The sequence below is a fragment of the Mesorhizobium sp. M0663 genome (assembly GCF_040320585.1).
GTDB lineage: Bacteria > Pseudomonadota > Alphaproteobacteria > Rhizobiales > Rhizobiaceae > Mesorhizobium.
The window spans coordinates 376510-390477 of sequence record NZ_JAMYPX010000002.1 but is presented as its reverse complement, the minus strand read 5'-3'; the positions used below and the strand labels follow the sequence as shown (position 1 = coordinate 390477).

The window sequence follows — 13968 nt, the reverse complement described above, 5'->3', positions numbered from 1 at the left end:
ACCAATCACAGATTGTGTAAAAAACGTACGAGCTCGCATGCTCGCCCTCGCAACGGGCCTGCGAGCAATCGCCGCCGACCGGACCGGTCGAAAGAGCCGATTATGATGGCAATGTTGGAAAGGCTGCCACGGCCTGGTGCTACGAGGTGTCCGCGACGCCTAGCGTGCCTAAATGGCCGGCATTTTCATCTTCCGGGCCCCGGTCCGCAGCCGGCCTCGTTGGGTCCAGCTAAAGGATAAATCCGGCTAATAATACCGTAAGGAGTAGTGATAGCGGAACGGCCGCAAGACACCAGATCTCCAACGTGTTGTTTTGCATCGGGTCCATCATCAGCCTCACTTTTTGGTTTGTCATTGTGACACTAACGGTTGGTCGGAGGTAGCGGTTCCAAGCGACCCCGTTCATAGAGCGCTGCCTGTGCTGCATATTAGCAACAGCTTGACGACCGCTGAGCCCGTACCGCTTGGACAACTTCACTGGCGCCGGTGGATGCGTATTCCGCAGGACTGCAAGCGCCCCTCGGCATCAGTCGTGCGGGGATCGATCGCCGCCCATCATCAGCGCCGAGCCGGTCATGCCCCGGAACCCAATGGCTGCATCTATCTCCGGCCGAAGTTTCGCTACCACCGAGCCGATCCGATGTTCACTCCAGCCAGCGATGCGCGTTTACAGGGACCTAAGTCTGACCTGCCTGCGCAATGGTCTTGTGTACGGCCGGCGTCGGGAACAACTGCGCCCGTCTTCAGTTGATGGCGTCACCTCCTCGAGGAGACATCGGCGCAGAATCAGTCCCTTCATGCGCTGATTAGGGTCCGCCTGCCATTGCTGGATTTGGCAGGCGGACCCTTGGTTCGGTACGCTCCAGATGGAAAGCGGGTAAGCTCGGGATCACTCATCATCCCAGAAATCCCGTAGAGACGTATGGCGGAGGTCTTCCTCGCCCCTGAGATGCTTGACCTGGCTTGACATCCGAGACGACCTCCCAGCGCGCGCATGCAGCGGGGTCGCCCTCAGCCTTCCAGCGCCTCGTGCTGGTAAAGCTCGTCCATGCTGAGCGTCGCCAGGGCGGCGAAGGGTGCCTGCTTTTTCACGCGGCCGTGGCTCAGGATCACGACGTCGTCGCAGAACGAGATGGTGCTGCGATGATGGCTGATGACGATGGTGGTGCGACGGCCGGCGCGCGACTTGAGCGTCTCGACGATTGCCGCTTCCGACAGGCCGTCCACCGCATTGGTGGCTTCGTCGAGGATGAGGATATCGGGATCGCGCACCAGGGCCCTGGCCAGCGCGATCCGCTGCCGCTGTCCCGCCGAGAGATTGACGCCACGGTAGCCGACGACCGTCCGGTAGCCTTGCGGCAGTTGCTCGATGAAGCCATGCGCTTCGGCCAGTTTTGCCGCGCGCTCGGCGTCATCGGCCGAGGCCGCGTCCTGGCCGTAGATGATGTTGTCGAAAATCGTGCCGTCGACCAGCTCCAGCTCCTGGCTGGCGAGCGCGATGTGCTTTCGCCATTGGCTGGGGTCGATGCGGTCCAGAGGCGATCCATCAACGAGAATCCTGCCGCTATCCGGTTCGACGAAGCGGCACAAAAGATTGACGATCGTCGTCTTGCCGGCGCCCGACCGGCCGATCAGCGCGGTCGAGCGGCCGCTGCGGAGGTCGAAACTCGCCGCATGCAGCACCACCGCGCGCTGCTCCGAGCCGGAATAGGTAAAGGTGACGTCCTCGAACTTGATGCCTTGGCTGAGCCCGGGGAACGCTGCGCTGCCTTGCGGCGGCGCGGGCTTGCCGGACGGGTCCAGCATCCACGTCACCTCTTCCAGCGATCCGCTCAGGCCCTGCAGCTGGCTCCAGGCCATTTGCAGCGACCGCATGTAGGGCTGCAGCCGGTAGAGCAGGATGACGAAGGCGACGATCAGCGGGAAGGAAACATTGGCGAACCAGGCGCCGATCACCACCGCCAGGAACAGCATGGCGTGCAGAACCTCGGTCAGCGGCGGCAACGCTCCCTGGCGGGTTAAAAGCACGAAGGCCGCCCGGCGCACCGCGTCGGATGCCTGGTCGAAAGCCGCTTTCTCGCGTTGCTCCTGGCCAAAAATGCGGATCAGCCGCCCGGCATGCACCAGATGCAGCATCTGCGATGCGAGCTGGCTGTTGCGGGAGGCGACGCTGCGGCTCGGCGCCTTCAGATTGGCCGACAGCATGGCGTGCGCGACCTGGACGAGGGCCAGCCCCAGCGTGACCAGCAGCGTCATTTGCCACGACAGAAGCAGCAGGAAGGCCAATAGGATGATTGCGGCCGATGCATTGACGATTGCCCCCAACGTGATCTGGATGGCATCCGAGGCCCGCCAGGATTCGTTGGAGATGATGTTGAGCAGCCGTCCGGGGCTTTGCTGCAGGAAGAACGGGTAGCCCACCCGCAGCAGCTGCTCCGATAGCTCGCTGCGGATCGAATGGCTCGCCTTGCCGTAGATGAAGGTGGTCAGCAGCGTGTTGGCGAAAGCGAACAGGTTCTTCAGCACGATCGAGCCGAGAATCGCGACGGATATGACGATCAGGCGGTCGCGCTCGCTCAGGCTCGATCCGACATGCTGGAAGACGGCGGAAAAGCCGGCCATGCCGGTCTGCCCCTGCTGCCCCATGATTATGTTCAGCAACGGGATGATCAGGCCGATGCCGAAGCCTTCAAGCGCGGCGCTGAGCAGCCCGAGCACCACCACGGCAGGAAGCAGGCGCAACTGCTTTCTTCCGAGCGCGCGGCGCAGCATCGGCAGGCTGGGCGGCATCAATCGCATGGTGGCGGATCACCTCGCCTCGGCATTTGCCTGTTGCTCCTGTCGCATTTGCGCCGGCTGCGGCGATTTCGCCAGCAAAAGCACCGCGAACTTGGCCGCGCCGAGCAAATTCATGCCGACGATCGGCCAGTGCGACAGCTTGAGTTCACGGTCGAACAGAGGGCCTTTCACCAGTTCGCGCATGGCCGCCCTCATCGACCAGTAGCAATGCCGAAGCAGCCACGGCGCGTGGCGGATATGTTTCAGGCAAAGCCCGCCATTGCCCATGCTGTAGTCGCGGTGCAGCTTTTCGATGGCCTTGCGGTCGCGCCGGCCGTGATGGTGATAGATAGTCATGTCGGGCACATATTCGACCGGGATCCCAAGTAGCACCGCCCGCACTAGATAGTCCGTATCCTCTGCGGAGCGCAGCGGGCCGCCGGCGCCGAACCGTTCGTCGAAACGGCCGATGCGGGCTGCAACATCGCGGTGCATCGTCATGTTGCAGCCAAGCACGAAGCCGCCGGGATGGACGTCTGGGGTAAGCCGCGCGCGTACCGGCGACCGCTTGATGGTGAACGGCAGGTCGCGGGGATCGCCGATCTCGACGCGGCCGCCGCGGATGACCCGTTCGCCTGCCGCATAGTGCCGCTGCAGATCGCGCAAATAATCCCGGTGGACTGCGCAATCATCATCGACGAAAACCAGCACGCGGCCCCGCGCCCGCTCCAGCCCGGCATTGCGCGCGGCCGCCAGTCCAGGTCGTGGTTCGCGAATGGCCGTGAACGGAATGTCCGAAAGTTCGGCTATGCCGGCCAGCCGCTCTGCTGTGCAGTCGGTCGAACCGTTGTCGACAACCACCAGTTCGGCAGAGAAGGCAGCGTAGGCGCGGCACGCGGCCTGGATCGACTTTATGCAAGGCTCGAGCACGTTGACGCGGTCGCGTGTGCAGACAATGAAGCTGACCTCCGATGCCGGCCCGTGCTGCGGCCGGGGCGACATGGCCGCCGGCACCGTCGAGCGGCCGCGCTGCTGGAGCTGATGGGATTTGACGAACATGCGCTGCTAGCTCAACTGGTTCGAAGGCAAAACCGCCGCGGCCGGCACGGATTGCAGATACCGCGACAGGGCATCCACCTGCCTGGTGACCGACATCGAGGCGAGACTGAAACGCGGCGCGAAGGCACCGGTGCGAAACACGTACTGCTCGCGGCGCCGGATGAGTTTCCATTTCGCAGTCCGTGTAAGGAATTCGTGCATCAGCAGCGGCTGTCTTTCCCCCGATATCAGCTGGTAGAGGAAATAGAACAGGTTCAGCGTGCCAGCCTGGTAGCTCGGCCTCGTCTCGGCCGGCAGCGCGGCAATCCTTTCTTCAAGCGAAAGGATCCATTCGGCGGCACGGCGAACCGTGTCCATCGACAGGACTTCACCGATGCCGCGGAGGTCCTGCGTCTCTTGTACGAGCCCTTCGCGCTCGAGGTTCTCGGCGACGATCTTCAAATGCGTCCTGCGCATTTCGCGCTTGTGCCTGTTGGTCACGCTGTCGTCATGGATACGATAGGCGATCAGGCTTTCGGGGCTCATGGCCGCCGGGTAGCGGTCGGTCAGCCGCCTGAACAGGTCGAAATCCTCGGCATGCTTGTAGCTGGTATCGTAATATAGAACATCTTCTTCTATGACATTCCTGTTGTATACCACGGTGGAATGCATGAAGATCGTGAAGAACATCGACAATATACGCAGCGGATTGTCCTGGAATATCGGATCGGGCGAACCCCTGACGACGCGGTTGCCGAGCAAGGTATCGAAACCCGCGCCGCATAGAGCGAGGTCAGGCTGCTGGTTGAACAGCGCGACCTGCCGCGACAGGCGCTGGGGATAGGCGATGTCGTCGGCGTCCATCCTGGCGACCAGATCGCCGCGCGCCACGGCCAGGCCTTCGTTCAAAGTTGCGATCAGGCCGCGGTTTTCGCGTGAGATGATCGAGATGCGATTGTCGGCCTGGCGGTATTTCTGCAGGATCTGCAGCGAGTTGTCGGTCGAGCCGTCATCGATGGCGATGACCTCCAGACACTCGTAATCCTGCCGCAGGATGCTGCCCAGCGCAGCGGCGAGATAAGGTCCGGCATTGTAGATCGGCAGCACGACGGACACCAAGGGAGCAGCCATGATCAGCTCCGATCGGTTCGCTGCAGCTTGCGGGGGAAGCGTGATGCGCCATCGAGCGGCCTGCCCGGATATGCTCCCGCTGCGAGCCATCCGGCATTGCCCACGTCGATGCCTGCCGGGATGGCGCCGCGGCCCTTTCGAGCAACATAGGGGAAGTGGCGTTTGAGGCTGTTGAGCGGCTTCTCGAAAAGCAGCCACGAGACCGAGGCCAGCATGAGCGTCGCAGTTCCCGCGACCAGGAACCGTCCCGGCCCTTGTTCCGAGACGTTGAGCGGGATCCACGGCTGCGATTTGACGACCAACGCCAGCACTATCGGATGGCAGAGATAGACGCCGTAGCTGATGCGGCCAAGGCCAAGCAGCGGCGGCAGTTCGAGAAGTTTTCCGATATAGCCGCCAACCCCTGTCGAACAGCTTGCAACGATGACCACCAGCGGTACGAGAGGCAGGATCTGCAACAGCAGCCAGAGGCCCCATTCCTGCACCGGATTTGCCGGCGCCGGCGCAAACCACTGCAGAACGAAAAACGCCACCGCGAGCCCCGGCCAGCCATTTCGAAGCCATTGCGGCAAGCCGGCTGTTCTTGACCGGTAGGCGGCGAGCAGCGCGCCTGACGCCAGTGCATCCATCGACGCCGGCGGCAGCAGGTCGCGCGCCAAACCAGGCGTTCCAGCGATCGGCCAATAAAACCGATAGGCCAGCGACAGCACGATAACGCCGATGCAGATCGCTTCGAGGCGCTGGCGCGGCGCCAGCAGGACGATCAGCGGCCAGGCGATATAGAACTGCTCCTCGATGCTCAGGCTCCAGAAATGGCAGAGCAGCCAGGGCGTCCATTCATTCTGCGCCGCGTACCAGAAATTCGACAGATAGAGCGCATGCCAGGCCAGCGATCCTCTGGACTGCTCCAGGTCCACCAGCCAGACGAAACCCAGCACGGCGAAATAAGGCGGGAATATCCGCAGCGCCCGCCTGATATAGAAGGATTTCAGCGCCGGTCCGGTTTCGAATTCGGCGGTCGAGCGGGCTTCGAGCAGCAGGCGGGTGATCAGAAAGCCGCTCAGCACGAAGAACAGACGCACGCCGATATGGCCCCAGAACGAGGACCCTCCAGCCGCGAAGAAATGGGAGTACAGCACCATCGTCACGGCGATGGCCCTCAGCGCGTCCAATTGGGTGTCGCGCGCATTTCCCATTAGTGACGTACGCCGGCGGGACGGCGAAACTGCCAATCGGTCAATATAGCGGCTTCGTTCACGGCGCATTCCAATCGGAAGCGCCCCCCTTGCGCAGAATAGGACCACCATTGTGCAACGCAACACAAAAAGTTGACACATTTGAAACAGGAACGTGAGGCACGGCTAATAAAAGCCAAAAAACAGCAGGAACCAGCCCGAATTGTCCATTTTTGACGATTTTCTCGCACTCCCTTGGCCCGCCGATATCGGCGGCAGGGTGCTGCGATGCAGCATGTTCGCCGCCATCACGGGCGCGCAAGATCTGGGTCTGGACACAGATGCCCCCCACAGGACCGGCCGGCAACCGACGCTCGGCGACCTTTTTGCTGCGCTGGCGCGGCTGCTGTTAACGCGACAACAGTGGGAGCAAGCGCAAGCTTCCCCCTCCGAGTTACGCCTCCTTGCTGGCATTCGCGAGCACCACTGCGCGACGCTCCGGGAGCCCCAATCCGACGAGCGCGCCGGCGAGCGAGAGCAGAGCGGAGACGTCGATTGCCGAGGTGAAGCCATCGCTGAACGCGTCGGTGGACGAGAAGCTTCCAGTGCCGGCGAACACCGCACCGGCGATCGCGATCCCGGATACGCCACCAAGGAAGCGGAATGTGTTGAACGTGCCGGCAGCCTTGCCGACCTCCGGCCGGGCGACCGCATTGAGAACCGCGTTCTGCGCGGCAGGCATGGCCATCGACACGCCGGCACCGGTAATGATCAGCGGGGCGACTAGCTGGATATAGGGCAGATCAGGTGCTGCGATCTGCGCCAGCCAGGCCATTCCAGCCGCTTGCAGGATCAATCCAGCCACGACAAGCCAGCGCTCGCCAACGCGGTTGATCAGGCTGCCGGCGATCGGTGCGACCACGAAAAGCGTGGCGGTCCAAGGCAGCAATCCCATGCCGGCGCCGAGCGGCCCACGGCTCTGGGCAAACTGCAGAAACTGCGGCAACAGGAACACGAGCCCGTACATGGCGGCGCAGAGCAGGAAGTTCGCCCCTACGCCCGAGGAGAATGCGCGCGCCTGAAAGAACCGCAAAGGCAGCATGGGCTCACGGGTACGCAGCTGCCAAAGGACGAATGCGATGGCCAGAAGCAGCCCGGCCGTCAGCGCCGACAGCACTTCAGAGCTGCTCCAGCCCACAATGTTGCCGCGCATCAGACCCCAGACCACTCCAAATGCCGCCGCGGTTACCAGGACGACGCCGAGGACATCGATTGCCGTGCCCGGCCCGTGACTCTCCGGAATCCGACGCAGCACCAGCGGAATGAGAACGATACCGACCGGGACATTGAGCCAGAAGATCCAGTGCCAGGAGAGCCCTTCGGAAATCGCACCGCCCGCCATCGGGCCGATGATCAGGGCCAGGCCGGTGATGCTGCTGAAGATACCCAGCGCCTTGCCTCGCTCCTCCGGGGGAAAAGCGACGCTCAGCAGCGCCATGGCCAGCGGCATGACCATTGCGGCACCTGCGCCCTGGATCGCACGGGCCGCAATCAGCAATCCGGCATTGCCGGCGAGCGCGCAGGCAACCGACGCTGCGGCGAACAACGCCAATCCGGTAACGAGCGTACGGCGGCGGCCGAACCGGTCACCGAGCGCAGCCCCGGTCATGAGCAGGACGGCAAAACTCAAATTATAGGCGTTCATCGTCCATTGCAGCGTCTCCAGCGAGGCATCGAGCTCGACCCGCATCGTGCTCAATGCCGTCGCCACAACCATCGCATCGAGAACGACCATCAAGGAGCCTATCGACGTGAGGGCGAGAACCCAGACCTTCGTTGATCCCGCACTTTGCTTGCTCATGACTATGGCGCCTCCGGCTTGAACAAAGGGCCCGCCAGGTTACGGGCCCGTGATCCAGAGACGCGTAGGAACCATCAAAGGATTCCAGCTAGAGAAAGTTTTTTCGACCGAATCCTTTTGCCATCGTCGAGCGTCTATAAGCCGCTGCGCCTGATGACGGGCGCCCTGCCTGGGAGATACGCATGAAATTGATCCTTGTGCGATGACCGGATCCGCAACCGGCACCCCAGAAGGACGGGAGCCATTTGACCGGCTGCTCGGCGAATTGCGGCCGAAACTGCACCGCTATTGTGCCCGCATGACCGGTTCGGTGATCGATGCCGAGGATGTCGTCCAGGAAGCTACGGTCAAGGCGCTCGAGGCGTTCCCCGGGACCGGGCCGATAGCCAATGTCGAGGGCTGGCTGTTTCGCATCGCGCACAATGCCGCGCTCGACCACCTACGCCGTCGTGCCAGGTTGGATGCCGCGCATGTCGTTGAGGATATCGATATGATACCTGACCCCGGTATGTCGGCCGAGGGTCGACACACTGCAGCCGCAAGCCTGCAGACTTTCATGCGCCTGCCCGCGGCGCAGCGTAGCAGCGTCATCCTCATGGATGTGCTCGGCTATACGATCGAAGAGATCGGCAACATTATCGACAGCAGCGTTCCGGCGGTGAAAGCCGCACTGCATCGCGGCCGTTTGCGCCTGCGCGAAGTCTCCGGCGAGCCTGACGATCGGCCTGTGCCGGTGTTGGCCGAGCCCGAGCGGGCGCGTCTGGCAGCCTACGTGGAGCGGTTCAACGCCCGCGACTTCGATGCGATCCGCGACATGCTGGCCGAGGACGTCCGGCTTGACCTCGTCAACCGGCTCCGGGCGAGCGGCCGCACGAAAGTGGGCCGGTACTTCCATAACTACGCGGGTATCCACGATTGGCGGCTGCTTCCAGGCCTGGTGGATCGGCAGCCAGCCATTCTTGTGATCGATCCGGACGACTCGGCCGGAGGGCTAAAATACTTTATCCTGCTGGAATGGGCCGGCGACAGATTGGCGAGAATTCGCGATTTCCGCTATGCGCGCTACACGCTTGACGGCGCCGAGGTGGTGCCTCTGCGGGCATAGCAATTCGCGTTTCATAATGCCGAACAAACACTGCCAGCTATTTTTGGATCGCGGCCGCTTGCCATCCAAGCGGCCGCCCTTTTCCGCCGATCCTGCTTTAAGCCGGTTGCAACTCCCTGCGCGGCAGCGGCGGGAAGGCGATCGCAATCGCCATCGCGCCAAGCCCGACAAGGGCCGAGCCGATGAACAGCCAAGAATAGCTGGCATAGGCATCGAACACCATGCCGCCGGCGAGCGGGCCGAAAGCCATGCCGAGGCTGGACAGCATGGTTACTGCACCGAACACCGTACCGAGGATGCGCTGGCCGAAATATTCCCGCGCCAGCACCGCATAGAGCGGCATGACGCCGCCATAGGTGGCGCCGAAGATGACGGCGAGCGTGTAGAATTGACCAAGCTCGCTGACCGCAAGATAGGCTGCGATGACCACGGCCTGTATGGCCAGCCCGGTGATCAGCACCGGCTTGACGCCCAGCCGATCGGCAAGCACGCCGTAAAGCAGCCGGCCACCCAGCCCTGCCAGGCCCTCGATGCTGTAGATGCTGACCGCCGCCATCGGCGCTATGCCGCACAGCATCGCATAGCTCACCATGTGGAAGATCGGCCCGGAATGCGCCGCGCAGCAGGCAAAGAAGGTCAGTCCCAACACGATGAATTGCGGCGAGCGCAGCGCCTGCGGAACCGTCATGCCGGCACCCTCGGCGGCAACGCTTGGGGTAGCGCTGTCGGCAGCGGGTTGGGGCGGCTGGCGCACCAGAAGCGCGGCCGGCAGTAGCAGCACCCACGCGGTTATGCCGATGTCGAACATCGCGGTGCGCCAGTCGTAGGCCGAAATCAGCCAGCGGGCGAACGGCGAGATGGTCATTGGCGCCACGCCCATGCCGGCCGAGACCAGCGAGACGGCAAGGCTGCGGTTCGTGTCGAACCAGGCGGAGGTGAGCGCAATCATCGGCGCGAAGAAGGCACTTGCCGCGAGGCCGACGAGCACGCCGTAGGCCAACTGGAAAACGAGCAGCGAACCGGTGCGGCTGGCCAGGACCAGCGCCAGGCCAAGCAGCACGGCGCCGGTCATGACGACGATGCGGGCGCCAAAGCGGTCGTAAATGGCGCCCCAGGCGAAGCCGCCGAGGCCCATTACCAGGAAGTTCAGCGTCATCGCACTCGATATGCCGGCGCGCGACCATTGTGTGTCGAGCGCCATCGGTTCGAGAAAGATCGCCAGCGAGAACATCGCCCCGAGGGCGACACAGGTCATCAGCGCGCCAGCCGCGACGATAACCCAGCGATAGGGAAGGCTCATTTCACTTTTCTCCCATGCCGGAAGCGTTGATACGGCACGACCTTTTCGAGCTCCGCCGAGCCGCTTGCGTCCGAAGGACGTTGGACTTGTCTTGAATCCGACAATCCGGTTGCATTTTTTATCCAGTCGGCGTGATGGCGCCATTCCACGGCTTTCTGGATTGACCGCGCACCATTCGAAGCTAGATTTCCAACCGGCGATCAGGAGCTGTCAAGCATGGCAAATCAGGAACTTCATCGCGGCCGTCTCATCGACCACCTCCAGCTGGTGGTCAGGGATCTCAAGGCCAGCCGCCGCTTCTACGAGGCGGTTTTCAAGGTGCTCGATATTCCGATCGGTGGCGCCGGCAATGATTATTTCTGGGCCGACGAGCTGTTCATTTCCAGCCCCGACAGCCCGGCGGCCCTGGGAAAGCTGACCGGGCGCCACCACCTGGCCTTCCAGGCAAAGGACCGCGCGATGGTCGATGCCTTCTACAGGGCCGGGCTTGAGGCCGGCGGCACCGACAATGGCGCGCCGGGCGAGCGATCCTACCATCCCGGCTATTGCGCCGCCTTCCTGCTCGACCCCGACGGCAACAACATCGAGGCCGTCCACCACGGCGCGGCCAACCGCAGCGCCGATTCAGTGAAGATCACGTTCTAGCTTCCGGTAAGGGTGGTTCGCTCGCGCAAACGGCCGGCACGGTTGGTCTCTGCCAAACCTGGGTGCTTGCGTCAGACCGCGTCTGCCCTATCGCGTCAGTGCCGCCATTTGGCCCACCACGAAGTCGACGAACAGCCGCGCCCGGACCGGTAGCTGCCGCCCGTAGGCATGGACGATGTGCACCGGCATGGTCGGCATCGCCACCTCGGGCAGCATGCGGACCAGGCGGCCCGCGTCGAGATCGTCCTGCACGGCAAACCGCATCAGATGCGCGATGCCGGCGCCGGCAAGTGCCGCATTGCGGATGGCGCCGCCGTCATCGGTATCGAGCCGCCCATCCGGCACGATCATCGTACCGTCGGCAAACGTGACCGGATAAGGCCGGCCAGCCATCTGGTGGCGGACGAATTCATGGTCCCGTAAATCCTCGACCGATGCCGGACGGCCGCGCCGCTCGACATAGGCCGGTGAGGCCACCAGCACGATCGGCAGATTGGCGATCTTGCGCGCGACGAGCCCGGTGTCTGAGAGCGGCCCCATGCGCACCGCAACGTCATAGCCTTCGCGGATCAGGTCGGCGTGGCGGTCGGTGACGCTGAGCTCGACCTTCACTTCGCCATGCTGCGCAAGGAACGCTTGCGCCCATGCCGCGATCAGGCCGCGACCGAGTTCGACCGGCGCTGTAACGCGCAGCAGGCCGCGCGCCGTATCGGCCATCTGGACGATGTCTTCGGCATCGTCCAGCGCCCTTAGCAGTGGCGCCACGCGCTCGTAGTAGGCGAGGCCTTCGCTGGTGAGCCCGAGCCGACGCGTAGCCGACGGGCTGGAGCCGACCAGCCGGCTGGCGGCATGGAAAGAGCCGGCATCGACGGTTCGGACGAAGGCGACGAGACCGGCGGTCTTTTCGAGGATGGTGGTCATTCCGGAATTCCAGGCACGAAAGAACGGATTGTGGGCACCATAATACGCGTTTCGATCATGATTAAATACCGCTCATCGCCAACAAAGGAGAGATTTGATGAGCAAACTGAACGGCAAGGTCGCCATCGTCACCGGCGCCTCCAAGGGTATCGGCGCCGCCATCGCCAAGAGTCTTGCCACGGCCGGCGCCGCAGTGGTCGTCAACTACGCCTCGTCACGGGAAGGCGCCGACCGCGTCGTCGCCGAGATCGAGGACCGTGGCGGCCGCGCCGTCGCCGTCCAGGGCGACGTGTCGCAAGCGGCTGATGTGCGCCGCCTGTTCGAGGCGGCGAAATTGGAGTTTGGCGGGCTCGACATACTGGTCAACAATGCCGGAGTCTTCGCATTCGAGCCGCTGGAAGCGGTTACCGAGGCCGAGTTTCACCGCGAGTTCGACACCAATGTGTTGGGCATCATTCTGACCACGCAAGCAGCGGTGAACCATTTTGGCGCGGGCGGCGGCAGCATCATCAACATAAGCTCGGTCGCCAGCCGCAATCCGCAGCCGAACTCGCTCGTCTACGCCGCGACCAAAGGTGCGGTGGACACGATCACGCTGTCGATGTCGCGGGAGCTCGGCGCACGCAACATCCGCGTCAACGCCATCGCGCCCGGCGGCATCGATACCGAGGGCCTCGCGCGCATCGGCATCGTCGGCAGCGAATTCGAGAAGCAGATCATAGCCATGACGCCGCTCGGTCGCTTCGGCCTGCCCGACGACGTCGCCCGCGTCGCGGTGTTCCTCGCCTCCGACGAAGCGTCCTGGCTGACCGGCGAGCGCATCACCGCCTCCGGTGGCTGGCGATAGGCATGGAGGGCGCGAACCTGCCGGCTCGCGGACCGTGCTACTCGCGGCGCGACGCACTGCAATCGATGACGAGAGCGATCTAAGCCCTATGTAGCAGCGAGGGAGGAGCGCCGTGCGCCATCGATGACGGCGAGATGCCAGGGAGGTAACGGATGACGGGCGACGAAAAAGCAATCCGAAAGCTGGTCGAGACGTGGATGGATGCGAGCAAGCGTGGAGACATCGCGACCGTCCTCAGCTTGATGACGGACGACGCGATCTTCATGGTTCCCGGCCGGGAACCCTTCGACAAGGAGATCTTCGCGGCAGCCGCGCGGGAGACGGCCGGCGTTCATATCGACGGCACGAGCGATATCGTGGAACTACAGCTTCTCGGCAATTGGGCCTTCATCCGCAGCCGCATCAATATGACCGCGACTCCGCCGAATGGCGAGCCGGTCCATCGATCGGGATATGCGCTGACGCTCCTGCGCAAGGAGGCGGATGGTGAGTGGCGGCTCGCGCGCGACGCAAACCTGCTGACCCAGCAAGGCTAGAGCCGGTCTCCGGCATCTCTGCACCTAGGCGAAGATGCGATGCAGGTCGCTCTGATCCCCCTCCACCTGATCACACCGGCAAGAGGGCGTTCGGCTTGACATCGGCGATGGAGGCGAAAGTGTGCGTTTCGCGCACGCCAGGCAGTGGCAGGATGACCCGCTGCAGGAAATCCTGGAACACCGCCATATCGGCGATCCGCGCCTTGACCAGATAATCGAAACCACCAACCACCATATGGCACTCCAGAACCTCCGGAGCTTTCGCCACGGCTTCGGCGAAGCGGTCAAAGACATGCGGCGCCGTGTGGTCAAGCCGGACCTCGATGAACACCAGCGTTCCCCGGCCGACCTTGCGCGGATCAAGCACGGCCCTGACCGCGGTGATGAACCCGTCGCGGAACAGGCGCTTCACCCGCTGGCTGGTTCCGGTCGGCGACAACCCGACGCGCCCGGCAAGATCAAGCGTCGTCCGACGGCCGTCTTCCTGGAGCAGCCTGAGCAGGCTGCGGTCTATCTGGTCGAGATCCTCCATTCCACAATCCACGCTATCTCAGAGATTTTTGTGCTTATTTCACGCAGAGATGCCAAAAACAACGTATTTCATCACATAAAACGTCGCAATAACCTGCGC

General features: G+C 63.2%; 12 protein-coding genes. 4 read left to right on the top strand and 8 right to left on the bottom strand.

From position 1 onward, the window contains the following. Positions 1–1011: 1011 nt before the first annotated feature. The 5 genes from NKI54_RS05040 to NKI54_RS05020 form a co-directional block, all read right to left on the bottom strand. The gene (locus NKI54_RS05040) at positions 1012–2799 is read right to left on the bottom strand and encodes an ABC transporter ATP-binding protein (RefSeq protein ID WP_352636032.1); all 1788 of its coding nucleotides are present in this window, start codon (positions 2797–2799) and stop codon (positions 1012–1014) included. A 9-nt stretch (positions 2800–2808) separates the two neighbouring features. Further along, the gene (locus tag NKI54_RS05035; protein ID WP_502898197.1) at positions 2809–3837 is read right to left on the bottom strand and encodes a glycosyltransferase family 2 protein; all 1029 of its coding nucleotides are present in this window, start codon (positions 3835–3837) and stop codon (positions 2809–2811) included. Between the two features lie 6 nt (positions 3838–3843). Beyond that, entirely contained in the window at positions 3844–4947 is a 1104-nt protein-coding gene (locus NKI54_RS05030; RefSeq protein ID WP_352636030.1) for a glycosyltransferase family 2 protein, read from the bottom strand. A gap of 2 nt (positions 4948–4949) precedes the next feature. Continuing rightward, a complete protein-coding gene (locus NKI54_RS05025; protein ID WP_352690806.1) occupies positions 4950–6143 on the bottom strand; it encodes an acyltransferase family protein in 1194 nt (397 codons plus the stop codon). Between the two features lie 433 nt (positions 6144–6576). Beyond that, the gene (locus NKI54_RS05020) at positions 6577–7983 is read right to left on the bottom strand and encodes a DHA2 family efflux MFS transporter permease subunit (RefSeq protein WP_352690804.1); all 1407 of its coding nucleotides are present in this window, start codon (positions 7981–7983) and stop codon (positions 6577–6579) included. 202 nt (positions 7984–8185) lie between these two features. Between NKI54_RS05020 and NKI54_RS05015 the strand changes: the two genes are divergently transcribed. After that, on the top strand, positions 8186–9088 hold the full coding sequence (locus NKI54_RS05015; protein ID WP_352690803.1) for a sigma-70 family RNA polymerase sigma factor: 903 nt from the start codon (positions 8186–8188) through the stop codon (positions 9086–9088). A 97-nt stretch (positions 9089–9185) separates the two neighbouring features. Here the strand turns inward: NKI54_RS05015 and NKI54_RS05010 are convergent, their stop codons facing one another. Next, on the bottom strand, positions 9186–10388 hold the full coding sequence (locus tag NKI54_RS05010; protein WP_352569124.1) for an MFS transporter: 1203 nt from the start codon (positions 10386–10388) through the stop codon (positions 9186–9188). A gap of 216 nt (positions 10389–10604) precedes the next feature. Here NKI54_RS05010 and NKI54_RS05005 point away from each other — a divergent pair, with 216 nt between their 5' ends. After that, positions 10605–11033 (top strand): VOC family protein, encoded by a 429-nt coding sequence (locus NKI54_RS05005; protein ID WP_352690802.1) that lies wholly within the window; start codon positions 10605–10607, stop codon positions 11031–11033. Positions 11034–11120: 87 nt separating this feature from the next. On the opposite strand, the gene NKI54_RS05000 is transcribed toward NKI54_RS05005, so the two are convergent. After that, entirely contained in the window at positions 11121–11954 is an 834-nt protein-coding gene (locus tag NKI54_RS05000; RefSeq protein WP_352690801.1) for a substrate binding domain-containing protein, read from the bottom strand. A gap of 97 nt (positions 11955–12051) precedes the next feature. Between NKI54_RS05000 and NKI54_RS04995 the strand changes: the two genes are divergently transcribed. Together NKI54_RS04995 and NKI54_RS04990 are read left to right on the top strand one after the other, a co-directional pair. Beyond that, entirely contained in the window at positions 12052–12801 is a 750-nt protein-coding gene (locus tag NKI54_RS04995) for an SDR family NAD(P)-dependent oxidoreductase (RefSeq protein WP_023677277.1), read from the top strand. 152 nt (positions 12802–12953) lie between these two features. Beyond that, the gene (locus NKI54_RS04990) at positions 12954–13337 is read left to right on the top strand and encodes a YybH family protein (protein WP_023677276.1); all 384 of its coding nucleotides are present in this window, start codon (positions 12954–12956) and stop codon (positions 13335–13337) included. Positions 13338–13407: 70 nt separating this feature from the next. On the opposite strand, the gene NKI54_RS04985 is transcribed toward NKI54_RS04990, so the two are convergent. Further along, positions 13408–13869: an Lrp/AsnC family transcriptional regulator gene (locus NKI54_RS04985; protein WP_352455438.1), complete on the bottom strand. Its 462-nt coding sequence runs from the start codon at positions 13867–13869 to the stop codon at positions 13408–13410. Positions 13870–13968: the final 99 nt, after the last annotated feature.